This is a genomic window from Mesorhizobium sp. M6A.T.Cr.TU.014.01.1.1, assembly GCF_004022765.1.
Classification (GTDB): domain Bacteria; phylum Pseudomonadota; class Alphaproteobacteria; order Rhizobiales; family Rhizobiaceae; genus Mesorhizobium; species Mesorhizobium mediterraneum.
The window spans coordinates 483201-509209 of sequence record NZ_RZPG01000001.1; the positions used below are offsets into that span (position 1 = coordinate 483201).

The window sequence follows — 26009 nt, forward strand, 5'->3', positions numbered from 1 at the left end:
TCAACCCCCGAGGCTTCGTTCGGTGTGTGAAACTTTGTTGCTTGTGCCTTCGGCCGGCGCCGACGACGCGACCGGTTTGTTCTTCTCGTTCTTCTCGACCGGGAACATCGTGTAGGACAGGGTAATCGTCTTCAAGTCCTTCAGCTCCGGCGCATTGACGATGTCGGGATCTACATAGAACACGACCGGCATATCCAGCGTCTCGCCAGGCTTCAGCGTCGTGTCGGTGAAGCAGAAACACTCGACCTTGTTGAAGTAGGATCCCGCCAGTTCCGGCTGCACGTTGAAAGTCGCGCGGGCGGTGGTGGCGCGGACGAACTTGTTGGTCGCGCTATAATGCGCCTGCGCCGTCTCGCCTATCTTGATGGTGACCGAGCGGGCGACCGGCTCAAACTGCCATGGCACGCCGGCCGTATTGGCGTCGAAACGGATGGTGATGTCGCGGTCGAGCACGCGGTCGGCATATTGCTGCGTTGCGCGTTTCACGGTGCCGCCGTAACCGGTCGCCTGGCAGAACATCGCGTAGAGCGGCACCGCGGCATAGGCCATGCCGATCATGCCGCCAAAAAAGGCGATGCAGACGCCGGCGACGATGCGGTTGGTGTTCTTCTTTTGGGGATAGGTCACTGTTTGGCGGTTCATCTTGAGCCTCACATCGTTCCGGTGAGGTTGTGACCGAATTTCACCACGGTCGCGATATAGAAGATGACGACAAGCACCGCCAGCGCCAGGCCGATGGCTACCGAGCGGTTGCGCCGAGCCTTCTGCTGGCGCTCCGTCAGCGTGACGAGTTCAAGCTTTTTGTCGGCCATGATCATGCTCCGCCCATGGCCAGCACGCGCCCGACAACGCAGTCGGCAAGGTAGATGGCGAAAATGGCAAAGAGGTAGAGCAGCGAGTAACCGAACAATGCTTTGGCCGGCTTCATCACATGGTCGTCGTCCGCCATCTGCAGCACCTTCCACGCATACCAGACGAAGCCGGCGCCAAGCAGCACCGCAAGGACGCCATAGGCGGGCGTGGTGAAACCGAGCATCCATGGCAGCACGCCAACCGGCGCAAGGATCAGCGCGTAGGCGAAGATCTGGCGTCGGGTCGAAGCCTGGCCGGCGACATTCGGCATCATCGGGATGCCGGCCCTGGCATAGTCCTGCGACTTGAAGAGAGCGAGCGCCCAGAAATGCGGCGGCGTCCACAGGAAGATGATCAGGAACAGGACGACGCTTTCCAGGCTGACCGTTCCGGTCACCGCGGCCCAGCCGATCACCGGCGGAATGGCGCCGGCAGCACCGCCGATGACAATGTTCTGCGGCGTCCAGCGCTTCAGCCACATCGTGTAGACGACGGCATAGAAGAAGATGGTGAAGGCCAGGAGCGTCGCCGACAGCCAGTTGACCAGCACGCCGAGCGTCATCACCGACAGCACCGACAGCACCAGGCCGAAACTCAGCGCCTCGCCGGGCCGGATGCGGCCGGCCGGCACCGGACGGCCGGCGGTCCTGGTCATCACCGCATCGATATCGGCGTCATACCACATGTTGAGCGCGCCGGACGCACCGGCGCCAATGGCAATAGCCAGGATCGCGATCACCGCCAGAAGCGGATTGATGGTCACGGGCGCCGCGACCAGGCCGACAAAAGCGGTGAACACCACCAGCGACATGACGCGCGGCTTCAACAGGGCGAAGAAATCGCCCGCCGTCGCTTCCGACATGCGAAAGCCCGGTTCGTCAGTCAATGTGTCGTCGACAAGGGCCATGCGTACTTAAAGTCCATCATTCCGTTGGCCAAAACCGCCGGGCGGACCGGCGGTTCCGTATTCGCCAGGCAGCCGCCTATTTGATCTTCGGCAGCTGTTCCCACTGGTGGAAGGGCGGCGGCGAAGGCAGCTGCCATTCAAGCGTCGTCGCACCCTCGCCCCATGGGTTGGCGCCGGCCACCCGCTTCTTCTGGAAAGCCTCGAACACGCCATAGAGGAAGATGACCACGCCGACGGCCGAAATATACGAGCCGTAGGACGACACCATGTTCCAGCCGGCAAACGCATCCGGATAGTCGATATAGCGGCGCGGCATGCCGGAGAGGCCGAGGAAATGCTGCGGGAAGAAGACGAGGTTGACGCCGACGAAGGTGACCCAGAAGTGGGTGTTGGCGATGACAGGCGAATACATGTAGCCGGTCATCTTCGGGAACCAGTAGTACCAGCCGGCGAAGATGGCAAAGACCGCGCCCAGCGACAGCACATAGTGGAAATGCGCGACCACGTAGTAGGTGTCGTGCAGCGGGCGGTCGAGACCGGCATTGGCAAGCTGGACGCCGGTAACGCCGCCGACGGTGAACAGGAAGATGAAGCCAATCGCCCACAGCATCGGGGTCTTGAGCGAAATCGATCCGCCCCACATGGTGGCGATCCACGAGAATATCTTCACGCCCGTCGGCACCGCGATAACCATGGTGGCGAAGACGAAATAGCGCTGCGTGTCGAGCGACAGGCCGGTCGTGTACATGTGGTGCGCCCAGACGATGAAGCCGACCGCACCGATCGCGACCATGGCATAAGCCATGCCAAGATAGCCGAAGATGGGCTTCTTCGAGAAGGTCGAGACGATATGGCTGACGATGCCGAAGCCCGGCAGGATCAGGATGTAGACTTCCGGGTGCCCGAAGAACCAGAACAGGTGCTGGAACAGGATCGGGTCGCCGCCGCCGTCCGGCGCGAAGAAGGTGGTGCCGAAGTTGCGATCGGTCAAAAGCATTGTGATGCCGCCGGCCAGAACCGGAAGCGACAACAGCAGCAGGAAAGCGGTGATCAGCACCGACCAGGCGAACAGCGGCATCTTGTGCAATGTCATGCCAGGCGCGCGCATGTTGAAGATGGTGGTGATGAAATTGATGGCGCCGAGAATCGACGATGCGCCGGCGATGTGCAGCGACAGGATCGCAAGGTCCATCGCCGGTCCGGGCTGGCCCGATGTCGATAGCGGCGGATAGATCGTCCAGCCACCGCCGACGCCGTAAGCGCCAGGCGCGCTCGGCACGAAGGCCGAGATGATCAACAGGATGAAAGCCGGCGGCAGCAACCAGAACGAGACGTTGTTCATGCGCGGGAAGGCCATATCGGGCGCGCCGATCATGATCGGCACCATCCAGTTGGCGAAGCCGCCGATCAAAGCCGGCATGACCATGAAGAAGATCATGATCAGCGCATGCGCGGTGGTGAAGGCGTTGTACATGCTCTTGCCACCGTCGAGCGCGGCGTCGGCGTTCAAGCCGTAGACCATCTGCGCCAGGCCGGTGAAAATCTGGATCCCCGGCTCCTGCAGCTCCATGCGCATCACGACAGAAAGGGCACCGCCGACGCAGCCCGCCATGATCGCGAAGATCAGATAGAGCGTGCCGATATCCTTGTGGTTGGTCGAATACACCCACCGGACCCAGCCATGATACGGCTTATGGTCGTGATCGTCGTGAGCTGCAGCGTCTGCCATGTTCGGCTCCGTTCCCTGATCTTTTCTGGTCGCGGCATCAGTTGCCGGCGGCCGCTACCTTATCTTTGCTGTCGACCTCGGCCATCAACGCCTTGTTGGCGCCAGGAAGGTCGGAGCTGGCTGCCGCCAGCCAGGTCTTGTACTGGGCGTCGGAGACGACGCGGATCGCGATCGGCATGAAGGCGTGGTCCTTGCCGCAAAGCTCCGAGCACTGGCCGTAATAGAGGCCTTCCTTTTCCGCCTTGAACCAGACCTCGTTGATGCGGCCCGGAACCGCGTCGGTCTTGATGCCGAAGGACGGCATGGCAAAGGCGTGAATCACGTCTGCCGCCGTCACCAGCACGCGGGTCATGGTATTGACCGGCACCACCATCTCGTTGTCGACGGCGAGCAGGCGCGGATAAACGCCGCGATCTTCCTTACCGGCCGCAGCGCGGTCAGAATCCGCCAAGATCGCCGAATTGAAGGAAAGCGTGTTGTCGGTCTGATATTCGTAATCCCAGTTCCACTGGTTGCCGGTCGCCTTGATGGTCAGTTTGGCTTCTTCCGGCGGCGTGTATTGCGCGGTCAGAAGCTGGAACGACGGGATGGCGAGGCAGAGCAGGACGACGACCGGCCCAACCGTCCAGATCACCTCGATCAGCGTGTTGTGGCTGGTGCGCGAGGGGGTCGGGTTGACGCTGGCGCGGAATTTCACGATGCAATAGGCGATAAGAGCGAGCACGAAGAGGGTGATCGGCACGATGAACCACAGCGTGTAGTGCTCGAACCAGGCGATCTGCCGCATCATCTCGGTGGCGGCAGGCTGGAAGGTCACTTCCCACGGCGCAGGCTGGGCGGCATGGGCCGATGCACCGGTGAACAGTGTGGCAGCCCAAGCGCTTGCTAGGAGTTTGGCGCCTGCTAGGAATTTTCTCATTGCCGTCATTATCTCCCAGTTCCTCGCGATCGGACCGCAAGAATATCGAACAACGCCGGGACGGGAATCCCGGACAGTCCCGAGGCTGGTTCAAACCATACTCTATTTGCCTCTGCAAGAAAGGAGCGGAGGAAACCGTGCGGCATTTTTGCGCGCAAGCGCGGCGGCACATTTTGGCGGCGGCCGCGGCGGTGGAAGCCCGAGCGGCGGAGTGTCCTGGCAAAATGCGCCGGCCGGTCGCAATTCGGGCGAATTTGGCACGGAAAAGCGCACAATTGCCTTGGTCGAAGCAGGCCGGCAGTGGTCTCATCCTTTACTTGCCCTTGGCGCGGCTTAAAGTGCCGTGATTCGCAATGGAGCCGTCATGAACTCTTGGCTTTGGGGACTTGGGCTTTCGAGACTTAGGATTTCGAGGACCTTGGCGAAGGTCATCTTTCTCGTTGGCTTGTCTGGCCTGTCCGTTGTCAGCCAGGTCAATGCCGCGCAGCCAAGCGGCAAGGTGCGGTCGACGCATGGCGCGTGGTCGATTATCTGCGACACGCCGGCCGGCGCCACATCAGAACAATGCGTGATGATGCAGAACGTCGTCGCTGAGGACCGTCCCGAGATGGGGCTTTCGGTCGTTGTGCTGCGCACCGCCGACAACAAGGCCGAAATCCTGCGCGTGCTGGCCCCGCTCGGCGTTCTATTGCCCAACGGGCTTGGCCTCAATGTCGACGGCAAGGACATCGGCCGGGCCTATTTCGTGCGCTGCTTCCAGGACGGCTGCTATGCCGAGGTCATTCTCGAAAAGCCGCTGCTCGACACGCTGAAGACCGGAACGTCGGCCACCTTCATCGTCTTCCAGACGCCGGAGGAAGGCATCGGCATTCCGGTAGAGCTCAAGGGTTTTGCCGACGGTTTCGCCGCCCTGCCTTGAACCGGTCAGACGCCCAAATCCTTACCAATGAAAGAGATTGTGACCGGCCTTTAGCTACAGCGCCGCGCGTCCAGGGACGCGCAAAGGACGCTGTAGCGCTTTGATTTTGCGCATGATCCTTTCCGAAAATCGACTCCGATTTTCGGGGTCATGCGCAGACAATGGTCATTGCCGATTGTCTGGACGCGCCTTCGCGCCTACATCGTGAGGACAATCTCTTTCCACGGACGGACCTGCCATGAACAGCCTGATCGGCCAATTCGACATTTCCGACGATCGCATCAAGCAGATCGTCGCCGAGACCATCAACGGCGCCGACGACGGCGAATTGTTCCTCGAATACAGCGAGAGCGAAGCGCTGATGTTCGACAATGGCCGGCTGAAGACCGCCAATTTCAACACCGACCAGGGTTTTGGGCTACGCGCCGTCGCCGGCGAAGCCAGTGGCTACGCGCATTCCAGCGATCTTTCCGAAGCATCGCTGCTGCGCGCGGCCGACGCGGTCTCAACGGTCAAGGGCGGCTATTCCGGCACGCTTGCCGCGGCGCCTGCCCGCACCAACCGTCATCTCTACGGCGACGAGAACCCGATCCCCTCGCCCTCCTTCGAGGCCAAGGCCAAGCTCCTTCAGGAAATCGATTCGTGGCTGCGAGCCGAGGATCCGCGCGTGCGACAAGTGACGGCTTCGCTCGCCGCCTCCTGGCAACATGTCGAGATCGTGCGCGCCGACGGCCAGGTGGTGCGCGACATCCGCCCGCTGGTCAGGATCAACGTGTCTGTGGTGGTCGGCAATGGCGACCGCCAGGAGAGCGGCTCCTACGGCATGGGCGGGCGCAAGGCGTTTGGCGAATTCCTGGTCGAGGAGAGCTGGAAGCACGCGGCCAAGGAGGCGCTGCGGCAAGCGCTGGTCAACCTCGAGGCCATTCCGGCGCCCGCCGGCACCTTTGACATCGTCCTGTCCAGCGGCTGGCCGGGCGTCATGCTGCACGAGGCCGTCGGCCACGGGCTGGAAGGCGACTTTAACCGCAAGAAGACATCGGCCTTCGCCGGCCTGATGGGCCAACAGGTGGCCGCGAAAGGTGTCACCGTCGTCGACGACGGCACCATGGCCGAGCGGCGCGGCTCTCTGACCGTCGATGACGAAGGAACACCTTCGGCCCGCAACGTGCTGATCGAAGACGGCAAGCTTGTCGGCTATATGCAGGACCGCCAGAACGCCCGGCTGATGGGCATGAACGCCACCGGCAACGGACGGCGCGAAGGCTACGCGCATCAGCCGATGCCGCGCATGACCAACACCTACATGACCTCAGGCGACATGGAGCCGGACGAAATCATCGCCTCGGTCAAGAACGGCATCTATGCCGTCTCCTTCGGCGGCGGCCAGGTCGACATCACCTCGGGCAAGTTCGTGTTCGGATGCACCGAGGCCTACATGATCGAGAACGGCAAGGTGACGCAGCCGATCAAGGGCGCCATGCTGATCGGCAATGGGCCTGACGCCATGCACCGCGTTTCGATGATCGGCAACGACATGAAGCTCGACACCGGCATCGGCATGTGCGGCAAGGCCGGCCAGGGCGTGCCGGTAGGCGTCGGCCAGCCACATCTCAGGATGAACCAGATGACGGTGGGTGGCACCAGGGTTTGAGCGGCCAGCCTGTCGAGGTAGGCCTGTTCGAAACTCCCGTTATAGCCATGACGCCGGTGTTTTAGGTAGGCGATGATCGGGGTCGACGACACCGAGACGCGGGGCGTCCTCCTCGTTCCAGCGCCAGAGCGCAACACATGTGCCGCCGGGCGACATGAAGGATGGATAGATCACGCCATGTAGTCCATCGGCAAGCAAGCGATCTCTTAGCCTGTGCGTCTCTGGCACAAGGTCTCGATCCAGCATGTCGCGCCACTCACACCGATGAATGTCCGTAGTTGCCCCGAGTTCGGTCAGCGTATCGGCGTCGGTCAGGTCGGCCAGCCGCGCGCCTGAAAGCTCGAGTTGGGCGATCAACGCCGGATGCTGGACGAAGCCCTGATTGTATTCGGCCCAGGCAGTGGACAATTCCCGCGCCGCATAGATCGCCGGGGCGCCCACAGGATTCCAGCGGCCGCCAAAGCGGGCAGCACCCTCACCGGAAAGCGGCAGATGCGCCCAGCGGGGCACGAAGGCACGCCATAGGCTCAGCCTGGTTTCAGGCATAGATGCCGGAGCGGACTGCCTCCAGATAGGCAAGCACCTTATCCGTCTTGCCTTCCCGAACCAGATCGTAGGCGGTCTTTCCCGCCCAGCCGGGGATCGGCTGATGCTTGAACCAGATCGCCGCACGCTGCTCATTGCCGGCCATTTCGCCCGCCATCGCCAGAATGCGAACGACGGGACTAAGTGCAGCGTCGACCTTGCGCGCGCCGGCCTTGGCGGCAAGCGTGTTGCGCGCGACACCGATCAGGCCGGCCAGTTCCGTCAGGTTGACGCCGAGCAGTTCGGCGACCCGCCTTGCAGAGAGAAACGGCGTGCGCTCCTCGCCGAAGCGCGATGCTGGAATGTCGAGGGCTACTGCCATGGCGATTTCCTACCGCATTTTGACAACACCTCATCAAAATATGCTCAATCAACGCGCAATTCAAGCTCAACGGATGCCAACCTGCATTCCTGCCAGCCTACCGCCTTCGCCTCGGCTTCTCCAGCAGCGCCACAGCCTCGACATGCGGCGACCAGAGGAACTGGTCGATCGGCGTCACCCTTTTCAGCGCATAGCCGCCGTCGATGAGGATGCGCAGGTCGCGCGCCAGCGTCACCGGATTGCAGGAAACCGCGGCGACCAGCGGCACGTCCGAACGGGCGATCTGCTTCGACTGGTCCTCGGCACCGGCGCGTGGCGGATCGAAGACAAGGCCGTCGAAGGCATTCAGCTCCTTGAAAGTGAGCGGCCGGCGGAACAGATCGCGGCGTTCGCTGGTCACCCGCTTCAGACCGCTGGCGAAACGGAACGCCCTATCGAGCGCCGAAAGCGCTGCCGCATCGCCCTCCACCGCATGGACTTCCGACTTCGCGGCCAGGCGTAGCGCAAAGCTGCCGCAGCCGGCGAAGAGATCGGCGACCTTTTTGGCGCGCGCGAGGTGCCGGCCGACAATATCCGCCATCGCCTGCTCGGCGGCCTCGGTGGCCTGCAGGAAGGCGCCCGGCGGCACCGCGACAGCGATGCTGCCGAACGTGACAACCGGCTTTTTGGGCTCGATGATGATCTCGCCATCGATCGAGAGCCTGGCCAGCCCCTGAGCGATGACGAAGTTGGAGGCGACGCGGCGTTGGTTCTCACCAAGCTTGCCGGACTCGTGAACCGCGACATCGAGGCCGGAAGCGGTCACCGTGACCGTCATGCGGAACGATTTCGTCGTTGCGCAAATCAATTCGGCGAGTGCTTTCAGACGGTCGAGCTTTGCGACGATCTCGGGCAGCGAGATCGGGCATTCCTCGATGGAAATGATTTCCGACGACAGCGCACGAACGAAGCCGAGCTGCATGCCGGCCTCACTCCGTCGGGCGGTGAACACGACGCGCCGACGCGTCTGCGGCGCGCACGGCAGTAGCGCGTCAACGTCGCAAACAATGCCCTTGCTGTTCAGCGCATGCGCAACCTTGTCGTGCTTCCACCGATGATAGGCTTCGGCCTCGAGATGCTGGATGGCGCAGCCGCCGCATTCGGTGAAATGTCGGCAGGCGGGATCGATACGAAGCGGCGACGCTTCCAGCACCGCCATCAGCGTGGCGCGATCCTTTTCGCGCGCGGCGGTGACGGCTTCACCGGGCAACGTGAACGGAATGAAAAGCTCGCCGGTTTCGGTCTCGGCGATACCGTCGCCCTGGGAGCCCAGTCTTGTGATCGTGAAGCGCGCGTTCATCGGCCGCCGATCCCGCCGTTCTTCACTCCGGCGTCCTTGATCCCGGCGAGCAGAAATTCGCGATTGCCGTCGCCGCCCTCGATCGGCGACAGATGCAGTCCCAGCGAGCGCCAGCCGGGGACGCCGTCGAGCCAATCCTGAAGCAGACCGGCAACCCGCGCCGCATCGTATGGGTCTTTCAGCAAGCCGCCCTTGCCGATCGCCTCGCGGCCCGCCTCGAATTGCGGCTTGACCAGAAATATTGCTCTGGCGCCGCTCCTGGCAATGGCGAGCGCCGGCGGCAGCGCCAGTTTCAACGAGATGAAGCTGACATCGGAGACGATGAAATCCGGAATGCGATCGGCAAGATCGGCGACTGAGAGATCGCGGGCGTTCATTCCCTCGATCACCGTCACGCGCGGGTCACCAGCGATATCCGGATGTATCTGGCCATGCCCGACATCGATCGACGTGACATGCGCCGCGCCGCGTTCGAGCAGCACTTGAGTAAAACCGCCGGTCGAGGCGCCGACGTCGAGCGCTTCGCTGCCGGCGGGATCGAGACCGAAATGGTCGAGCCCGGCGATCAGCTTCAGCGCCGCGCGCGAAACATAGCCTTGCGCCGGATCATCGACGGCGATGAGGCAATCAGCCAAGACGGTCTGGCCGGGCTTGCGGGCAATGACGCCGTCGACCGTCACCGTACCGCGCTCGATCGCGTCGCGGGCGCGAGAGCGGCTGGGGAACAGGCCGCGAGCGACGAGCAGTTCGTCGAGCCGCTGGCGTGTGCTGGCTGGCAAAGGGAAGTTCATCGGCCTTCATGGCGAAAGCCGACGATGATGGCAAGGATATTGGGGGGAGACAACGAACATCTTCGGAAAGCAGCGAACGTATCAAGCTGCCACAGCTTGTTCGCACCACGTCCGGCACAATGTCAGAGACGACATGCGTTTTGCTGCCGAACGCGAAGAGGGCTAATGCTGACCGGAATCTGCCATTGTGGCGCAGCCCACTGGACGTTGGAGCGCGATCCCGGCCTGTCGGCAAACTGAGTCAAGCCGTTGAGATTTGATTCAGGCGCTTTGCGCGCTGGCGGTGTGTCCCAGCGCCACGAAGACGGTGCGCACGATGCCGGCGGCGTCCAGCCCGGCATCGGCATACATCTTTTCGGGCTTGGCGTGATCTGTGAATGCGTCCGGCAACACAAGCGGGCGTACCTTCAGGCCGTTTTCCAACAGCCCGTCATGCGCCAGGAATTGCAGCACGTGGCTGGCGAAGCCACCGACCGCGCCTTCTTCCACTGTTACCAGCACTTCGTGCGAGCGCGCCAGACGCCGGATCAGATCTTCGTCGAGCGGCTTGGCGAAACGAGCGTCGGCGACAGTGGTGGAAAGCCCTGCCGCACCGAGCTCCTCGGCCGCAGACAGGCAATCCTGCAACCGCGTGCCGAAGGAGAGCAGCGCAACCTTAGTGCCCTCCCTGACGATACGGCCCTTGCCGATTTCAAGCACCGAGCCACGCTCCGGCATGTCGACACCGACGCCGTTGCCGCGCGGATAGCGGAAAGCAATCGGCCCATCATCATAGCTTGCCGCCGTGCGCACCATGTGGCGCAGTTCCGCCTCGTCTGCCGCGGCCATGACGACAAAACCAGGCAGCGTCGCCAGAAAGGTCGTATCGAAGGCGCCGCAATGGGTCGCCCCGTCGGCGCCGACGAAGCCGGCGCGATCGATCGGAAAGCGCACCGGCAGTTTCTGGATCGCCACGTCATGGACGACCTGATCGTAGGCGCGCTGCAGGAAAGTCGAATAGATTGCGGCAAAAGGCTTGAAGCCTTCCGTGGCAAGGCCGGCGGCAAAGGTCACCGCGTGCTGCTCGGCGATGCCGACGTCGAAGGTTCTCGCCGGGAACGCCTCGCCAAAAAGGTCGAGGCCGGTGCCTTGCGGCATGGCGGCGGTGACGGCGACGATGCGATCATCCTCCCGGCCTTCCTGAATCAGGCTCTCGGCAAAGACCTTCGTGTAGCTCGGCGCGTTGGCCGGCGCCTTGGCCTGCGCGCCGGTGATGACGTCGAACTTGTTGACACCGTGATATTTGTCGGCGGCCGCCTCGGCCGGCCCATAGCCCTTGCCCTTCTGGGTGACGACGTGGATCAGCACCGGGCCGTCGGCATTATCGCGGACGTTCTTCAGCACCGGGATCAGGTGCTCGAGATTGTGACCATCGATCGGGCCGATGTGGTAGAAACCCATTTCCTCGAACAATGTGCCGCCGGTGACGTAGCCGCGCGCATGCTCGACCGCTCGCTTGATGGCGCGATCGGCGCGTTCACCGAGATAGGAAGTCAGTTTCTTGCCGAAATCGCGCAAGCCCAGATAGGCCTTGCCTGACGCAAGGCGGGCCAAATAGGCGCTCATCGCGCCGGTCGGCGGCGCGATCGACATGTCATTGTCGTTGAGGATGACGATCAGCCGGGCGTCGAGTGCGCCGGCATTGTTCATAGCCTCATACGCCATGCCGGCCGACATGGCGCCGTCGCCGATGACGGCGATGACATTGTTGCGGCCACCGGAGAGGTCGCGCGCCATTGCCATGCCGAGGCCGGCGGAAATGGAGGTCGAGGAGTGGGCGGCGCCGAACGGATCGTATTCGCTCTCGGCGCGCTGGGTGAAACCGGACAGGCCGCCCTCTTGTCGCAACGTACGAATACGGTCGCGGCGGCCGGTCAGGATCTTGTGCGGATAGGCCTGGTGACCGACATCCCAGATCAGCCGGTCGTCGGGCGTGTTGAAGACATAATGCAATGCGACCGTCAGTTCGACCACGCCAAGGCCAGCACCGAGATGTCCGCCGGTGTGGGACACAGCGTCGATCAACTCGGTGCGAAGCTCCGCTGCCAACTGCGGCAGATCACCTTCGTCGAGCGTCCTGAGGTCGGCCGGGATGCGGACCTTGTCGAGAAGCGGCGTATGGAGCTTTGCGTTCACTGGTGGTAGGGCCTGCTTTTTATTCATCTGCGAAATAGGCCGCTGGCCGGCGAATGTAAATGCGTGTGAGTGACGCGGCGTAGATTCAAAGTGTTAGGGTTTCCTTTGCGTGTCCAAAAGGGCGCGCGGCGCTCTAATTGTCCGGCAGCGGAATGAACTCTTCTTCATCCCCAGGAACGATATCGAAGCGGCCTGTCTTCCACTCTTCTTTCGCCTGCTCGATGCGTTCCTTCGAAGATGACACGAAATTCCACCAGATGTAGCGCTTGGAGCCGAGCGAGGCACCGCCGAACAGCATAAAATGCGCTCCACCCTCCGAGGACACGACGATCTCGTCGCCGGGCCGGAATACCAGCAGCCGCTCCGCTGGAAAGCGGTCGCCGGTGATCGAAACCTCGCCTTCCAACGTATAGATGGCGCGCTCCTCGGCATCGGCAGGGATTTTCACGCTGGCCCCGGGCGCCAGGCTGAGGTCAGCATAGAGCGTGTCCGAAGCGGTCGCGACCGGAGACCGCAGCCCGGAAAAGGCACCGATGACGACACGCCCGCTGACGCCTTCGGCGTCGATCTCGGGAAGACGCATGGCCGCCGTATTCTCGAAGATCGGATCGACCTCCTCCTTATCGTCGGGCAGCGCCAGCCATGTCTGCAGGCCGGACACCGACATCGGTGCGCCGCGCAGTTCCTGTGGCGTGCGCTCGGAATGGACGATACCGCGGCCGGCGGTCATCAAATTCACGTCGCCGGGCTGGATTACCATTTCGGTGCCAAGCGAATCGCGGTGCCGGATATTGCCGTCGAATAGGTAAGTGACCGTCGACAGGCCGATATGCGGATGCGGACGGACATCGAGCGCCTGGCCGGCCCGCAAGATGGCCGGCCCCATGCGATCGAAGAAGATGAAAGGCCCAACCAGCCGGCGCTTCGCGGTCGGCAAAGCGCGGCGAACCTGGAAGCCGCCAATATCCTTGGCGTTCGGAATGACCATCAATTCGATCTGGTCGCTGGCGAAGGCATCGCCGGCCTGCGGGTCATTTCCGGGGAAGAAACTCATGCGGTCTCCTCAGGCGAAGCGGAGTGCAGATTTGGCTTTCGCCTTGGCCGCCACCTCTTCGCGATTGCGCGGATGCTGCGTCGTCTCGAGGCTGTCGAGCAATTCGCGCGCCAACGCCGCTATGGCCTCGACGGCGTGGTCGAACGCATGCTGGTTCTGCTTCGATGGCCGCGTCGTTCCACTCAGCTTGCGGACAAATTGAAGTGCGGCATCGCGGACCTCGTCATTGGTTGCCGGCGGATCGAAATTGAACAGGGTCTTGATGTTTCTGCACATCTTTCGCAATCTCCTCTCGTCCTGGAGCCATTTCAATCGGGATGAGTTTTGTCCTCAATCAGCATCATGTCCAAAGCCGGTAAGGCGAACTCTTCTTTCAGGGCCGTGCCTTACTCCGCATCCAGCGGCTCTGTCCCCACCGGCTTGCCGTCGCGCGAAAGCCTGATCTTCTCGACCTTGTCCTCGGCCGCCTTGAGCAGCCGATCACAATGGACCTTCAGGGCCTCACCGCGCTCATAGATGCGGATCGACTGGTCGAGCGGCACGTCGCCGCGTTCCAGATCATCGACGATTTCCTCCAGCGCGTCGAGCGCCTGCTCGAAGCTCATCGCCTTGACGTCTTCGTTGGTCTCACCAGCCATCGTCTATCCTTTCATCAGTCGCCCGACATGGGCGGCGACCGAAAATGCCAATCCCTGCAGATCGTAACCGCCCTCAAGCAGGCTGACGAGCCGGTTGTCGCTGTAGCGACCGGCACGCTGCATCAACTGGCCGGTCGCCCAGTCGAAGTCGTCCTCGGTCAGGTTGATCTCGGCCAGCGGATCGCGGTGGTGCGCATCGAAGCCGGCGGAAATCACGATGAGGTCGGGCGCAAAATTGTCGAGCGCCGGCAAAATGCGCGACAGGAAAGCGTCGCGGAAAACCTCGCTGCCGGTCTGCGGCGCCAGCGGCGCGTTGACGATGTTGCCGGCGCCGGTTTCGCTCACGGCCCCGGTCCCTGGGTAAAGCGGCATCTGGTGCGTCGAGCAATAAAGCACCGACGGATCGTCCCAGAAAATGTCCTGCGTGCCGTTGCCGTGGTGCACGTCCCAGTCGACGATAGCGACGCGCTCGGCCTGGTGCTGCCTTTGCGCGTAGCGCGCCGCGATCGCCGCGGTGTTGAACAGGCAGAAGCCCATGGACGTCGTCTTTTCGGCGTGGTGGCCGGGCGGCCGGGCGGCGACAAAGACATTGGTGGCGTTGCCCCGAAAGACATCGTCGACGGCCGCGTTGGCGGCACCGATCGCCGTCACAGCCGCCTGCCAACTTTTCGGGCTGGCGGTGGTGTCGGCGTCGACGCGGGCGATACCGGTATCCGGTATCGCTGCGCGGACCCGATCGACGAATTCCTGCGGATGTGCGTAGAGGATGGTGGCCTCGTCGCCTTCCGGCGCTTCTGCACGGTCAAGGGCCGCAAAGGCCTCGTCGTCGAGCACGCGTTCGATGGCGCGCAGCCGGTCGGGCCGCTCCGGATGACCGGGCGGCGTTATGTGCTCGAGAAAGATCGGGTGGGTATAAAGCCTTGTGACCATGCCCCGATATAGGCGCGCCCGGCGGCTTTGACCATGTTTTGGAGCCACCAAAGGCAGACGTTCAACAGGGTTTAGATGTTGGGCCCCGGTTGGGTCCAGCGCAAGCCGTCCTATATGCCCCGACCTCTCCCTCAAGGACGGCCCTCTTCTCCAATCTCAGCCACCACTTGCGGACGGCCAGTCCTGCGGCCCTGCTTAAGCAGCCCCTCCAAAAGCACGTTGAATGCCTTCACCGCCTTTTTCGACGTCGCTTCGGGATCCTCCGAATTTGCGATCCACTGCGCCGCATGCAGCGAGGCGCCGCTGACCAGCCTTGCCGCGGCTTCGGGATCGACGGCAACGATGGTTCCCTCGTCCCTTAGCTTTTGAAGGTTCTCGCTCATCGAGCGGATGCATTCGTTCTGGCTCGGCCATTGCGAAGGATCGCCGAGCACCGCCGGCCCATCGCGAAGGACAATACGCTGGATTTCCGGCTCCAGCGCCATCTCGATATAGGCGGTGCATTCGTCGACAAAGCCCTGCCAGAGAGTGTCCGCCCTGGCCGAAACGATCTTCAGCCGGGCCAACATTTCCGCGTCGATCTCGGCGATGACCGCTTGGAGAAGGCCCTTCTTGTCGCCGAAGTGGTGATAAAGCGCGCCACGCGTCAGCCCGGCCGATGCGGTGAAGTCGTCCATCGAGGCCTCGGCATAGCCGACAGTGCCAAAGGCATGGCGCGCCGCAGCGACCAGTTTGGCGCGGGTCTCCGCGATCATCTCCTTGCGTGGTTTGTGCGCCATTCGCCCATTCCTTCACATACGTCTCGTATATTAATTGACATACGTCTCGTATGCTATTATCTGATTTGCATACGCCACGTATATAAGTGGCCCGGCCTCAAAAATCCAGGAGTATTCACATGCCCAATCCCTATCGCGAAATCTTCAAGGCAAGGGGAGCCAAGGGCTTCGCCGCAGCCGGCTTCGTTGCCCGGATGCCGATGGCCATGGCTCCGATCGGGATCGTCGCGATGCTGTCGCAGACACATGGCGAGTACTGGCTGGCCGGCGCCGTCTCCGCGACATATGCGCTGGCCAATGCTTTCGCCGCGCCGCAGATATCGCGGCTGGTGGACCGCCTCGGCCAAGCGCGGATTGTGGTGCCCACCACTGTCATTTCCGTGCTCGCTTTCGTGGTGCTGATTGCGGCGGCCAATCAGGACTGGCCGATATGGACGCTATTCGTCTCGGCGCTGCTGGCCGCTGCAATGCCCAGCATCCCGGCAATGGTGCGCGCGCGTTGGACAGAGCTCTTCCGGGATCGCCCCGAGATGAACACCGCGTTTGCGTTCGAGTCGGCGGCCGACGAGCTGGTCTACATCGCCGGGGCATCGCTATCGGTGGGCCTGAGCGTCGCTCTTTTCCCAGAAGCGGGAATGTTGGCGAGCACATTGTTCCTCGCCTTCGGCTCGACAGCCTTCATCCTGCAGCGCTCGACCGAGCCTCGAGTGCGACCGATCGACCAGGGCTCGAGCGGCTCGGCAATCCGCCTGCGGCCGGTCCAAATCATCACCTTGGCCCTGATCTTCATCGGCGCGACCTTCGCAACCACGGAGGTGAGCACAGTGGCGATCACCAAGGAGCTCGGCCAGCCGGGCGCCGCCAGCCTCGTCATCGGCGTCTACGCGCTCGGATCGTTCGTCGTCGGCATCATCATCGGCGCCATGAACCTGAAAACACCGCTGCAAATTCAGCTTGCCATCGCGGTCGCCATCATCGCGCTCACCACGCTGCCGCTGCTCGTGGCCGACACGGTGCCTCTTCTGGCACTGGCCGTCTTCGTTAGCGGCGTGGCGATCTCGCCGACCTTCATCACGGCATTCGGCCTGATCGAGCGGCGCGTGCCGGAGGCAATGCTGACCGAGGGCATCACCTGGGTCATGACCGGCATAGGCATCGGCATGGCGCTTGGCTCCTTCGCCGCCGGATGGGTGGTGGACGCCTTCGGCGCACAGAGCGGGTTCCTGGTATCGGTGGCGGCGGGCACAATCGCGCTGGTCATCGTGCTCGCCGGCCAGCGCAGCCTTGCCACGGCGGATTGCGAAACCTCCGCATGCGACGCAGCCGCGGTTCCTGCCGAATAGTCTCTATGCGTCCGGTCCCGAGCGGGGCCGGACGTCCTCCTCTCCAAGGCGTCTACGGCCGCCCGCCTCTGGTGCGACGGCCTGAGGGGCCGACACGGCAATCAGCCGCGGCACTGATCGGCGGCTTCGGGGCCGCGGGCATACTGGTCGTCCGTCACCTGCTCCATCCAGGTGACGGCACTGCCATTGAGGGACTCCGCCACGGCCACGTGGGTCATGGAGGCCCCCTTCGAAGCGCCATGCCAGTGACGAACATTTGGCGGAATATTCACCACATCCCCAGGCCTCACCTCCTCGATCGGCCCGCCTTCGCTTTGTACCCAGCCACAGCCTGCGGTGACGATCAGCGTCTGGCCAAGCGGATGCGTATGCCAGGCCGTGCGCGCACCCGGCTCGAAGCTCACCGTCGCCCCGCCGACTCGCGCCGGGTCCTCGGCTTGAAACCGCGACTCGACCCGCACGGAGCCGGTGAAGTTTTCAGGTGATCCCGTGGCGGCGGCCTCTGGGTCGTGCTTTTGCACAGAAAGCGCGTCGGCACCGGCTTCCCCTGGCGCAGCAGCTTTGCGAGCCTCAAAAACCCCGCGCAGGACCGGCACAGCCGACATCGCATTGGGCCAGCCAGCATAATAGGCCAGATGCGTCGGAACCTCCGCGACCTCGGTTCGTGTCAGGCCGTTGTCCATCCCGCGACTTAGATGGAAAGGCAGTTGCTCGGCTTTGCCCGTTGCGATGAGACCGGCGATGGTGACAAGGCTACGGTCGCGCGCCGAGAGCTGCGGCCGCCGCCAGAGATCGCCGAAGAGCACGCGGTTGGTGTATTCCGCAAGCGCCGGAACGACCGGGCCGGTCGACGTGTCCACGCTCGCCGCCCTTGCCGCCTCGGAAGCTGGATCGAGTTCTAGTGGCTGCTGCCCCGCCTCGGCCGCAACCGGCTCGATGCCGCGCTTATCGAAGATCTCCTTCGTCGCGTTGACGGCGGAAATGGCGTTCGGCCAGCCGGAGTAAAAGGCGAGATGGGTGATGATCTCGCCGATCTCGCTTGGGGTGACGCCGTTGTCGAGCGCGCGACCGACATGCCCGCCAACCTGCGCAATCCGCCCCGACGCAATCAGGGCCGAGACGGTGACGATGCTGCGATCACGAGGCTTGAGCTCGTCGCGCAGCCAGACGTCGCCGAACAGCAGGTCGTCCGTGTACTCTCCAAGACCAGGCGCCACGACATAGACGTCCGGCGGCGCGATCCGGCCTGCGGGCCGCTCCTGCGCCTCGCCGACGGAGGTGGCGAGCGACGAGATCACCAGGGAAGCCGCGAGTTTCTTCATGAGGAATTCTCCATTCCAGATAGAGACTTGTCATTCGAAGGCGGGCGCTTGGGGCGACCGCTCGTAGTCGGTGGCGCTTGGCAGCGCCCAGCGAAAGTGAGGCATTGCGAGGAACAGAATCTCGCGAGGCGTGGCCGCGGGGAGGACAGTCATATCTCGGGCAAACCCGAAAGCAGCTTGTCGAGTGTGACCGGATAGTCGCGCACGCGCACGCCGCTAGCGTTGTAGACCGCGTTGGCGATGGCCGCGCCGACCCCGCAGAGGCCGAGCTCGCCGACGCCCTTGGCCTTCATCGGCGACGAAATCGGATCAGTCTCGTCGAGAAAGATCACCTCCTGGCGCGGGATGTCGGCATGGACCGGCACCTCATAGCCGGCGAGATCATGGTTGACGAAGAAGCCGTGGCGCTTGTCGACTGCAAGCTCCTCCATCAGCGCCGCGCCGACGCCCATGGTCATGGCGCCGATGACCTGGCTGCGCGCCGATTTGGGATTGAGGATACGACCGGCCGCACAGACCGCTAGCATCCGCCTCACGCGGATCTCCCCGGTTGCGGCGTCGACACCGACTTCAACGAAGTGAGCAGCAAAGGTCGATTGCTGGTATTGTTTGGCGAGGTTGCCATATTCTATCGCGTCCTCGGCGACGAGGCCTGCTTCACCTGCGGCCTCGGCGAGCGAAGCGCTGCGACTGCCCAAGCGGACATTGCCATCCTCAAAGAGGGCCTCGGCAGAGTTGAATCCAAGCTTTTGCGTCACCGCCTCGCGTAGCTTGATGCACGCGGCGTAAACGCCTGATGTCGAGTTGTTGGCGCCCCATTGACCACCTGAGCCGGCCGAAACCGGGAAGCTCGAGTCGCCAAGCCGCACCACCACCTTGTCGAGCGGCACGCCCATCATCTCCGCCGCCGTCTGGGCGATGATCGTGTAGCTGCCGGTGCCGATGTCGGTCATGTCGGTCTCGACCGTGACGACGCCACGATGATCGAGCCGGACGCGCGCGGCAGACGTCGTCAAGAGGTTGTTGCGAAAACCCGCGGCGACACCCACACCAATCAGCCAGCGCCCCTCGCGGACCCGGCCGGTCTTGACGTTGCGCGTCTTCCAGCCGAAGCGGTCGGCGCCGATGCGCAGGCACTCGACCAATTGGCGCTGCGAGAACCGGCGATCCGGGTTCTCAGGATCGACCTGGGTGTCGTTGAGGATGCGGAATTCGACCGGATCGATGTCGAGCTTTTCCGCCATCTCGTCCATCGCGATCTCCAGCGCCATCAAGCCCGGCGCTTCGCCTGGCGCACGCATCGCATTGCCTTCGGGCAGATCGAGCACAGCAAGCCGTGTGGCGGTCATGCGATTGGCGCCGGCATAGAGCAGGCGGGTCTGCTGGACTGCATTTTCTGGGCCGCCGCCGGGCAGGTCGCCAGACCAGCTTTCATGGCCGATCGCGGTGATCTTGCCATCCCGGGTCGCGCCGATACGGATGCGCTGGATCGTTGCCGGCCGGTGCGTGGTGTTGTTGAACATGAAAGGCCGCGCAAGCGCCACCTTAACCGGCCGCCGGGCGGCGCGTGCGCCAAGAGCTGCAAGCACCGCATCGGATCGCACGAACAGCTTGCCGCCAAAGCCACCGCCGATGAACGGCGAGATAAGGCGAATATTCTCCTTGGGGATGCCCAGCGTCTTGGCCATGTCCCCCGTGCTCCAGGCGATCATCTGGTTCGAGGTCCAAAGCGTGAGCTTATCCCCGTCCCAGGCGGCGATCGAGGCATGCGGCTCTATCATCGCGTGCCCTTGATCGGGCGTCGTGTAGGTCGCATCAAGCTCGACCGGCGCACTGGCAAAGGCGCTGGCGAAGTCGCCGACCGCGGTATCAGGCGTGGCCCCATCCGGCACGACCGCGGAACCCTTGGCGCTCTCGAGGTCGAACGCGCCCTGGGCTCGGATATAGTCGACGCGGACCAGCTGTGCCGCGGCGCGCGCCTGTTCGAACGTCTCGGCGACGACGAGCGCGATCGCCTGATGATAATGCTGGATGTCGGGACCGCCGAGCAGCTTGGCTGTGTTCCAGTCACCTTTGCCGAGTTTGCCGGCGTTTTCAGCCGTGACGATGGCCAGCACGCCTGGCGCGGCCCTGGCTTTGGTCAAATCGATCGAGGCGATCCGGCCCTTGGCGATGGCCGAGCCGACCACGTAGCCATAGGCCTGGTTGGGTACGACATCGTTCCACTCATAGGCATAGGGCGCAGTGCCTGTGGTCTTGAGCGGACCGTCGATCCGATCGGTAGGCTTGCCGACGATCTTGAGCTGATCGATCGGATTGGTCGTGGCGGGGGGATCGAATCTCATCGGTCAGGTCCTTGCTTCCGCCAGAACCGCGGCGAGCGTGCGCTCGACCAGCGGCAGCTTGAATGCATTCTCTTGCGTCGGCTTGGCGTCGGCCAGCAGCTGCTCCGCTACGGCCTTGGCGCCGCGCGGCAACTCGGCCTCGGCCGCCTCGACACGCCACGGCTTGTGCGCCACGCCGCCGAGAGCGATGTGCCCGGTGCCGTCGCGCTGCACGATTGCACCGACCGAGACCAGCGCGAAGGCATAGGAAGCCCGGTCGCGCACCTTGTGATAGATATGCGTTCCGCCCACCGGTCTGGGCAGCGTGACTGCGGTGATCAGCTCGCCAGGTATGAGTGCGTTCTCGACATGCGGCGTGTCGCCGGGCAGCCGGTGGAATTCGGCGATGGGTATGTTCCGCGCCGTGCCGTCGGGGCGCACCGTCTCCACTGTTGCGTCGAGCGCCCGCATCGCCACGGCCATGTCGCTCGGATGGGTTGCGATGCACATCTCGCTTGCGCCGATCACGGCATGCTGACGGCTGAACCCGCCGATCGCGGCACAGCCGCTGCCGGGCTGGCGTTTGTTGCATGGCTGGTTGGTGTCGTAGAAATAGGGGCAGCGCGTGCGCTGCAGCAGGTTGCCCGCGGTGGTCGCCTTGTTGCGCAGCTGGCCCGAGGCACCGGCGAGCAGCGCGCGAGAGAGCAGGCCATAGTCGCGTCGCACGCGCTCATCCGCGGCGAGATCGGTGTTGCGCACCAGGGCGCCGATGCGCAACCCGCCCTCTGGCGTGGTCTCGATCCTATCGAGCGCGAGATCGTTGACGTCGATCAGGTGCGTCGGCGTTTCGATTTCGAGCTTCATCAGATCGAGCAGGTTGGTGCCGCCGGCAATGAACTTGGCGCCTTCGGCACTCGCCGCGGCAGCTGCTTCCGCAGGAGAACTCGCGCGCTCATAGGTGAAGGATCTCATGCCGGCCTCCCGGCGACCTCGGCGATCGCTTCGACGATGTTGGAATAGGCGCCGCAACGGCAGATGTTGCCGCTCATCCGCTCGCGCAGTTCGGCGACTGTGGCTTGCGGCGTTGCGGTCAAATCACCGCTCACGTGGCTCGGGATGCCCGCCCTGATCTCGTCCAGCACCGCCACGGCGGAGCAGATTTGCCCGGGCGTGCAATAGCCACACTGGTAACCGTCATGCTTCACGAAGGCAGCCTGCATCGCGTTCAGGTTCTGAGGCGCGCCGAGCCCTTCGATGGTGGTGATGGTATCGCCTTCGTGCATCACGGCGAGCGTCAGGCATGAATTGATCCGTTGGCCGTCGACCATCACCGTGCAAGCGCCGCACTGGCCGTGATCGCAGCCCTTCTTGGTGCCGGTGAGATGCAGGTGCTCGCGCAACGCATCGAGCAGCGTGGTCCGCGTGTCGAGGTCCAGTTCGCGGGCCTCGCCATTCACAGTGATGGCTACTTTCGACATGGCAGGTTCGCCGACGGCGGAAGGCATATCACCAGTGCCAGCTTGAGCGTTCGCCCCGGATGGCGCCGCGGTCATTACCGCGGAGGCGGCTCCTGCCATCAACAGATCCCGTCTGGTGATACTAAAGTCTGCGGAGGTCGTCATGTCGCTTTTGATCCTCTTCTCTGTCAGAGCGAGCACATCAATGGCCGCTGAAGGCGTGCCGATTTTTCGGCAACGTCCTGTTGGTCGTGGCGATCGGGGACCGAGCTGTCCCAACAGGAAGATAGTTTGAGCAGCGCTCGCGATTAGTGGCTCAATTCCGCATGCTCTTATGCGTGAGCGTCATGAATGCTGGCGCGCGGCTTATCATTCATCTGGCGGAAGTGGCCGTCAGGCAGACGCGTAGAAAGGCGCGGCGTATCCGCGGGCCTGTCAAAGCCGGCAGCGCCGCTCACTGCGTCCAGATCATTGCGCAAATCGGAACTTCATGAATACGACATGAGGAGCTTGCCGGCCTGAGTGGCTTTCTGGCAGGTGCGGAGGAGCGCAGCTTCACGCGCGCTGCGGCGAGTTCGGGACGCCGCAATTTACCCCTGAGCCACACAGCGCTGAGGCCGTCAAGCAGAGGCCAACAGGGAGTGCGGGACGCCCCGCCTCTAGAGAATTTCGGTGTTGGCGATATGGATGCCGAAGCCTTCAAGGCCGACGTAGTGGCGCTCGCGCGAGGCGATCAGGTTGATCGAGGAAATGCCCAGATCCTTCAAGATTTGCGCGCCGAGGCCGATCTCGCGCCATTCGTTTTCGCGGCGGCGCGCTTCTTCATGGTCCTCGCGGTCTTCGGCAGCCGGCCGCTTGCGCTCCTGATGGGCGACGCCGACCGAGCCTTCACGCAAATAGACGATAACGCCGCGTCGGCGCTCGCCCATCGATTTCATGATGCCGTCAAGCCTGTGGCTGGTGCCGAAAACATCCGTCACCACGTCTTCGGAATGCAGCCGCACCGGCACCTCCTCGCCGTCGCGGATGTCGCCAAAGACGATCGCCACATGGTGCATCGAATCCCACGGCAGCGTGTAGGTGAAGACCTGCGCCTTGCCGCCAGGCGTGTCGATGTCCGAACAGGCGACACGCTCGACCAGTGTTTCCTTGCGCTGGCGGTAAGCGATGAGATCGGCGACCGAAATCTGCTTCAATCCGTTCTTTTCGGCGAAGGCCTGCACCTGCGGGCCGCGCATCACGGTGCCGTCATCGTTGACCAGCTCGGAAATGACACCGACCGGCGGCAGGCCGGCGAGCTTGCACAGGTCGACCGCGGCTTCGGTATGGCCCGAACGCATCAGCACGCCGCCTTCGCGCGCGATCAGCGGAAAGATGTGACCGGGGCGGACGAAATCGGAAGCGCCGACATTGCCGTTGGCAAGGTTGCGCACGGTCAATGTGCGGTCGTCGGCCGAAATGCCTGTCGTGGTGCCGTGCTTGAAATCGACGCTGACGGTGAAGGCGGTGGTGTGGGCCGAATCATTGTCGGCGACCATCGGCGACAGGTTGAGGCGCTTGGCTTCCTCGCGCGGCATCGGCGTGCAGACGATGCCGGAGGTGTTGCGGACGATGAACGCCATCTTCTCCGGCGTGCAATGGACGGCGGCAACGATCAGGTCGCCCTCGTTCTCGCGCCCGTCGTCGTCCATGACGACGACGATCTCGCCGCGTTCGAAGGCGCGCAGAGCTTCGACGATTTTCTTCTGGTCGTAAGACATAGGCGCTCGTTTCACTCGCAGGGGAGTAGGGGAATAGGGCAGTACGGCAGTAGGGGAAAGGAAAAAATTGCGGGCTCAGTGACAGCGGGCCCTACTGCCCTACTGCCCTACTGCCCTACTGCCCTACTGCCTTCCCGTCTGTCCCCGATGACGCAGATAGTGATCCGCGATCGCGCAGGCAACCATGGCCTCGCCGATCGGCACGGCGCGGATGCCGACGCACGGATCGTGCCGGCCCTTGGTCATGATCTCGACGTCGTTGCCATCCTTGTCGATCGACTTTCGCGGCGTCAGGATCGAGGAGGTCGGCTTGACGGCGAAGCGCGCGACGATCGCCTGGCCGGTCGAGATGCCGCCGAGGATGCCGCCGGCATTGTTGGACAGGAAGACCGGCTTGCCGTCATTGCCCATGCGCATCTCGTCGGCATTCTCTTCGCCGCTGATGCGGGCGGCCTCGAAGCCGTTGCCGATCTCGACACCCTTGACGGCGTTGATCGACATCAGGCCCGAGGCGATATCCTGGTCGAGCTTTGCGTAGATCGGCGCCCCAAGGCCTGCCGGAACGCCGTCGGCAACGATCTCGATGACCGCACCGACCGAGGAACCCGCCTTGCGGATGCCGTCGAGATACGCGGCGAACACGGCGACTGACGCCGGATCGGGCGTGAAGAACGGGTTTTCGGCATCGCCGACGAAATTCCAGTTCCAGTTTGCGCGGTCTATTCGTTTTTCGCCCATCGACACCAGCGCCCCGCGCACGACCATGCCGGGCACGACCTTGCGGGCCAAGGCTCCGGCCGCCACCCGCGCCGCCGTCTCGCGGGCCGAAGAGCGGCCGCCACCGCGATGATCGCGCAGGCCGTATTTGGTGTCGTAGGTGTAATCGGCATGACCCGGCCGGTACTGGCGGGCGATCTCGCCATAGTCCTTGGAGCGCTGGTCGACATTCTCGATCAGCATCGACACCGGCGTGCCGGTGGTGATCATGGTCTCGCCGTCCTCATCCAGGATGAAGCCGGACAGGATCTTGACCTCGTCGGGTTCGCGACGCTGCGTCACAAAACGCGATTGACCCGGGCGACGCTTGTCGAGTTCGGCCTGGACCTCCGCGCGTGTGAAGCGGATGCCGGGCGGACAGCCGTCGACCACGCAGCCGAGCGCCGCGCCATGGCTTTCGCCCCAGGTGGTGACGCGGAAAAGATGGCCAAACGTATTGTGAGACATGAAAACCAGCCCTGCCGGCGTCGGAGCCGCCTTGCGCATGACCCTGAAAATCGGAGCGACTTTCGGAAAGGATCCTGCGCAAAATCAAAAGTGCCACAGCGTCCTTTGCGCGCCCAAGAGGACGCGCGGCGCTGTAGTCTGCCTTCTATTGGCGTTTTCAGCAGTGGTCAAACTGTGATCCAGCGGATTTAGTTTTGACACATTCGGTTGGTTTCTGGTCAGCTCCATCTGCCCGTTGAACACTCGCCGCCACCGTGCCGGCGCAATGATAAGAGGATGATGATGCGTATCCTGATCGGCGCCGTTGCCGCCACATTGCTGATTTCGACCGCCGCCTTCGCCGGCCAAACCGAAGGCCTGATCAAAGAGGTCGACAAGGACACGTTGACGCTGACACTCGACGACGGCAAATCCTACAAGCTGAATGCCGAAACCGATCTTGAGGCGCTAAAACCCGGCATGGATATCGTGATCGCCTATGACGAGACAAACGGCGAGAACGTCATCACCGACATGCAATTGCCGGACAGCGATTCAACCGAATAGAGCCTTCCCGGCTGCCCCATCCCAAAGGCACGGATGAAGTCCGTTTGACCCACGATCTTGTCCGAACCTCGGTTCGGGATCATGGTCTTGGTCAAAACTCATTCAGCTGGCCGCTTTAAGCCTTTGTTTTTATGCATGTCGTTATCCCAAAGCCGCTGCGCACTTTTGGGCGACATGGACTAGGCCCAGTCAGACCTACGAGCCGAAAGTGCTCATAAAGGTGCGAGTCTGGATGGACACCGCCCTTGCTTCGCCTTGCCTTGTTTGAAGCTCAACCACCGGCGCACCGCACTGCGATGTAGCTGTGCGTGCTCGGACAGACGGTCTGTTCATATAGGAAATTCAGCAATCTCTCCTCAGTGATCGTGCGCCGGCCAGAAGGCATCCACGCGACCGATCTCCCCAGTGCTTCCGCTTCGAGAGGTATAAGGCTCGTCGATAGG

General features: G+C 63.1%; 25 protein-coding genes. 4 read left to right on the forward strand and 21 right to left on the reverse strand.

Annotated features, from left to right (window positions below; translation table 11 throughout):
* From EN885_RS02190 to coxB, 5 genes are all read right to left on the reverse strand, one after another.
* Window positions 1–642: a cytochrome c oxidase assembly protein gene (locus tag EN885_RS02190; RefSeq protein WP_126103237.1), complete on the reverse strand. Its 642-nt coding sequence runs from the start codon at window positions 640–642 to the stop codon at window positions 1–3.
* Between the two features lie 8 nt (window positions 643–650).
* Window positions 651–812, reverse strand: a complete 162-nt coding sequence (locus tag EN885_RS02195; RefSeq protein ID WP_077381685.1) for a hypothetical protein — start codon at window positions 810–812, stop codon at window positions 651–653.
* 2 nt (window positions 813–814) lie between these two features.
* Entirely contained in the window at window positions 815–1759 is a 945-nt protein-coding gene (locus EN885_RS02200; RefSeq protein WP_128242466.1) for a heme o synthase, read from the reverse strand.
* 76 nt (window positions 1760–1835) lie between these two features.
* Window positions 1836–3488 (reverse strand): cytochrome c oxidase subunit I, encoded by a 1653-nt coding sequence (ctaD, locus tag EN885_RS02205; protein WP_095486177.1) that lies wholly within the window; start codon window positions 3486–3488, stop codon window positions 1836–1838.
* 37 nt (window positions 3489–3525) lie between these two features.
* Entirely contained in the window at window positions 3526–4407 is an 882-nt protein-coding gene (gene coxB, locus EN885_RS02210) for a cytochrome c oxidase subunit II (protein ID WP_126103239.1), read from the reverse strand.
* 364 nt (window positions 4408–4771) lie between these two features.
* Between coxB and EN885_RS02215 the strand changes: the two genes are divergently transcribed.
* Window positions 4772–5326 carry an invasion associated locus B family protein gene (locus EN885_RS02215; RefSeq protein ID WP_095486179.1) on the forward strand — a complete coding sequence of 185 codons (555 nt, stop codon included), beginning with the start codon at window positions 4772–4774 and terminating at the stop codon, window positions 5324–5326.
* A 238-nt stretch (window positions 5327–5564) separates the two neighbouring features.
* Window positions 5565–6977: a metalloprotease TldD gene (tldD, locus tag EN885_RS02220; protein WP_127288621.1), complete on the forward strand. Its 1413-nt coding sequence runs from the start codon at window positions 5565–5567 to the stop codon at window positions 6975–6977.
* A 39-nt stretch (window positions 6978–7016) separates the two neighbouring features.
* Here the strand turns inward: tldD and EN885_RS02225 are convergent, their stop codons facing one another.
* The 10 genes from EN885_RS02225 to EN885_RS02270 form a co-directional block, all read right to left on the reverse strand.
* The gene (locus EN885_RS02225) at window positions 7017–7523 is read right to left on the reverse strand and encodes an RES domain-containing protein (protein ID WP_128242467.1); all 507 of its coding nucleotides are present in this window, start codon (window positions 7521–7523) and stop codon (window positions 7017–7019) included.
* A complete protein-coding gene (locus tag EN885_RS02230) occupies window positions 7516–7884 on the reverse strand; it encodes an antitoxin Xre/MbcA/ParS toxin-binding domain-containing protein (RefSeq protein WP_126103242.1) in 369 nt (122 codons plus the stop codon). Before EN885_RS02230 ends, EN885_RS02225 begins: the two co-directional genes overlap by 8 nt.
* A gap of 97 nt (window positions 7885–7981) precedes the next feature.
* Window positions 7982–9223 (reverse strand): class I SAM-dependent RNA methyltransferase, encoded by a 1242-nt coding sequence (locus EN885_RS02235; protein ID WP_128242468.1) that lies wholly within the window; start codon window positions 9221–9223, stop codon window positions 7982–7984.
* Entirely contained in the window at window positions 9220–10014 is a 795-nt protein-coding gene (locus tag EN885_RS02240; protein ID WP_127288618.1) for a TlyA family RNA methyltransferase, read from the reverse strand. Before EN885_RS02240 ends, EN885_RS02235 begins: the two co-directional genes overlap by 4 nt.
* Window positions 10015–10275: 261 nt before the next feature.
* Window positions 10276–12216, reverse strand: coding sequence for a 1-deoxy-D-xylulose-5-phosphate synthase (gene dxs, locus EN885_RS02245; RefSeq protein WP_206616796.1), 1941 nt, complete (start codon window positions 12214–12216; stop codon window positions 10276–10278).
* Between the two features lie 106 nt (window positions 12217–12322).
* Window positions 12323–13243 carry a pirin family protein gene (locus EN885_RS02250; RefSeq protein WP_095486186.1) on the reverse strand — a complete coding sequence of 307 codons (921 nt, stop codon included), beginning with the start codon at window positions 13241–13243 and terminating at the stop codon, window positions 12323–12325.
* Window positions 13244–13252: 9 nt separating this feature from the next.
* Complete coding sequence (locus EN885_RS02255) at window positions 13253–13519, reverse strand: DUF2277 domain-containing protein (RefSeq protein ID WP_128242470.1); 267 nt, start codon at window positions 13517–13519, stop codon at window positions 13253–13255.
* Window positions 13520–13629: 110 nt separating this feature from the next.
* Window positions 13630–13881, reverse strand: coding sequence for an exodeoxyribonuclease VII small subunit (locus EN885_RS02260; protein ID WP_128242471.1), 252 nt, complete (start codon window positions 13879–13881; stop codon window positions 13630–13632).
* Between the two features lie 3 nt (window positions 13882–13884).
* Window positions 13885–14811, reverse strand: coding sequence for a histone deacetylase family protein (locus tag EN885_RS02265; protein WP_128242472.1), 927 nt, complete (start codon window positions 14809–14811; stop codon window positions 13885–13887).
* A 131-nt stretch (window positions 14812–14942) separates the two neighbouring features.
* Entirely contained in the window at window positions 14943–15590 is a 648-nt protein-coding gene (locus EN885_RS02270; RefSeq protein ID WP_128242473.1) for a TetR/AcrR family transcriptional regulator, read from the reverse strand.
* A 119-nt stretch (window positions 15591–15709) separates the two neighbouring features.
* On the opposite strand from EN885_RS02270, the gene EN885_RS02275 reads away from it, so the two are divergent.
* Window positions 15710–16933 carry an MFS transporter gene (locus tag EN885_RS02275; RefSeq protein WP_095486191.1) on the forward strand — a complete coding sequence of 408 codons (1224 nt, stop codon included), beginning with the start codon at window positions 15710–15712 and terminating at the stop codon, window positions 16931–16933.
* A gap of 101 nt (window positions 16934–17034) precedes the next feature.
* Here EN885_RS02275 and EN885_RS02280 read toward each other — a convergent pair whose 3' ends face one another.
* From EN885_RS02280 to aroC, 6 genes are all read right to left on the reverse strand, one after another.
* Complete coding sequence (locus EN885_RS02280) at window positions 17035–18255, reverse strand: carboxymuconolactone decarboxylase family protein (protein WP_128242475.1); 1221 nt, start codon at window positions 18253–18255, stop codon at window positions 17035–17037.
* 149 nt (window positions 18256–18404) lie between these two features.
* The gene (gene paoC, locus EN885_RS02285) at window positions 18405–20600 is read right to left on the reverse strand and encodes an aldehyde oxidoreductase molybdenum-binding subunit PaoC (RefSeq protein WP_128335156.1); all 2196 of its coding nucleotides are present in this window, start codon (window positions 20598–20600) and stop codon (window positions 18405–18407) included.
* Window positions 20601–20603: 3 nt separating this feature from the next.
* Entirely contained in the window at window positions 20604–21551 is a 948-nt protein-coding gene (locus EN885_RS02290; protein ID WP_128242477.1) for a xanthine dehydrogenase family protein subunit M, read from the reverse strand.
* Window positions 21548–22201, reverse strand: coding sequence for an aldehyde dehydrogenase iron-sulfur subunit PaoA (paoA, locus tag EN885_RS02295; protein WP_128242478.1), 654 nt, complete (start codon window positions 22199–22201; stop codon window positions 21548–21550). Before paoA ends, EN885_RS02290 begins: the two co-directional genes overlap by 4 nt.
* Before the next feature lie 494 nt (window positions 22202–22695).
* Window positions 22696–23796, reverse strand: a complete 1101-nt coding sequence (ribB, locus tag EN885_RS02300; protein ID WP_126103254.1) for a 3,4-dihydroxy-2-butanone-4-phosphate synthase — start codon at window positions 23794–23796, stop codon at window positions 22696–22698.
* Between the two features lie 123 nt (window positions 23797–23919).
* Window positions 23920–25020 (reverse strand): chorismate synthase, encoded by a 1101-nt coding sequence (aroC, locus tag EN885_RS02305; protein WP_128242479.1) that lies wholly within the window; start codon window positions 25018–25020, stop codon window positions 23920–23922.
* Between the two features lie 282 nt (window positions 25021–25302).
* Between aroC and EN885_RS02310 the strand changes: the two genes are divergently transcribed.
* A complete protein-coding gene (locus tag EN885_RS02310; RefSeq protein WP_128242504.1) occupies window positions 25303–25566 on the forward strand; it encodes a DUF1344 domain-containing protein in 264 nt (87 codons plus the stop codon).
* Window positions 25567–26009 lie beyond the last annotated feature (443 nt).

Bases quoted from the DNA above. Each gene is read 5' to 3' on its own strand.
- EN885_RS02190 (WP_126103237.1), bottom strand. From the start codon at position 642: ATGAACCGCCAAACAGTGACCTATCCCCAAAAGAAGAACACCAACCGC.
- EN885_RS02195 (WP_077381685.1), bottom strand. From the start codon at position 812: ATGGCCGACAAAAAGCTTGAACTCGTCACGCTGACGGAGCGCCAGCAG.
- EN885_RS02200 (WP_128242466.1), bottom strand. From the start codon at position 1,759: ATGGCCCTTGTCGACGACACATTGACTGACGAACCGGGCTTTCGCATG.
- ctaD (WP_095486177.1), bottom strand. From the start codon at position 3,488: ATGGCAGACGCTGCAGCTCACGACGATCACGACCATAAGCCGTATCAT.
- coxB (WP_126103239.1), bottom strand. From the start codon at position 4,407: ATGAGAAAATTCCTAGCAGGCGCCAAACTCCTAGCAAGCGCTTGGGCT.
- EN885_RS02215 (WP_095486179.1), top strand. From the start codon at position 4,772: ATGAACTCTTGGCTTTGGGGACTTGGGCTTTCGAGACTTAGGATTTCG.
- tldD (WP_127288621.1), top strand. From the start codon at position 5,565: ATGAACAGCCTGATCGGCCAATTCGACATTTCCGACGATCGCATCAAG.
- EN885_RS02225 (WP_128242467.1), bottom strand. From the start codon at position 7,523: ATGCCTGAAACCAGGCTGAGCCTATGGCGTGCCTTCGTGCCCCGCTGG.
- EN885_RS02230 (WP_126103242.1), bottom strand. From the start codon at position 7,884: ATGGCAGTAGCCCTCGACATTCCAGCATCGCGCTTCGGCGAGGAGCGC.
- EN885_RS02235 (WP_128242468.1), bottom strand. From the start codon at position 9,223: ATGAACGCGCGCTTCACGATCACAAGACTGGGCTCCCAGGGCGACGGT.
- EN885_RS02240 (WP_127288618.1), bottom strand. From the start codon at position 10,014: ATGAACTTCCCTTTGCCAGCCAGCACACGCCAGCGGCTCGACGAACTG.
- dxs (WP_206616796.1), bottom strand. From the start codon at position 12,216: ATGAATAAAAAGCAGGCCCTACCACCAGTGAACGCAAAGCTCCATACG.
- EN885_RS02250 (WP_095486186.1), bottom strand. From the start codon at position 13,243: ATGAGTTTCTTCCCCGGAAATGACCCGCAGGCCGGCGATGCCTTCGCC.
- EN885_RS02255 (WP_128242470.1), bottom strand. From the start codon at position 13,519: ATGTGCAGAAACATCAAGACCCTGTTCAATTTCGATCCGCCGGCAACC.
- EN885_RS02260 (WP_128242471.1), bottom strand. From the start codon at position 13,881: ATGGCTGGTGAGACCAACGAAGACGTCAAGGCGATGAGCTTCGAGCAG.
- EN885_RS02265 (WP_128242472.1), bottom strand. From the start codon at position 14,811: ATGGTCACAAGGCTTTATACCCACCCGATCTTTCTCGAGCACATAACG.
- EN885_RS02270 (WP_128242473.1), bottom strand. From the start codon at position 15,590: ATGGCGCACAAACCACGCAAGGAGATGATCGCGGAGACCCGCGCCAAA.
- EN885_RS02275 (WP_095486191.1), top strand. From the start codon at position 15,710: ATGCCCAATCCCTATCGCGAAATCTTCAAGGCAAGGGGAGCCAAGGGC.
- EN885_RS02280 (WP_128242475.1), bottom strand. From the start codon at position 18,255: ATGAAGAAACTCGCGGCTTCCCTGGTGATCTCGTCGCTCGCCACCTCC.
- paoC (WP_128335156.1), bottom strand. From the start codon at position 20,600: ATGAGATTCGATCCCCCCGCCACGACCAATCCGATCGATCAGCTCAAG.
- EN885_RS02290 (WP_128242477.1), bottom strand. From the start codon at position 21,551: ATGAGATCCTTCACCTATGAGCGCGCGAGTTCTCCTGCGGAAGCAGCT.
- paoA (WP_128242478.1), bottom strand. From the start codon at position 22,201: ATGACGACCTCCGCAGACTTTAGTATCACCAGACGGGATCTGTTGATG.
- ribB (WP_126103254.1), bottom strand. From the start codon at position 23,796: ATGTCTTACGACCAGAAGAAAATCGTCGAAGCTCTGCGCGCCTTCGAA.
- aroC (WP_128242479.1), bottom strand. From the start codon at position 25,020: ATGTCTCACAATACGTTTGGCCATCTTTTCCGCGTCACCACCTGGGGC.
- EN885_RS02310 (WP_128242504.1), top strand. From the start codon at position 25,303: ATGCGTATCCTGATCGGCGCCGTTGCCGCCACATTGCTGATTTCGACC.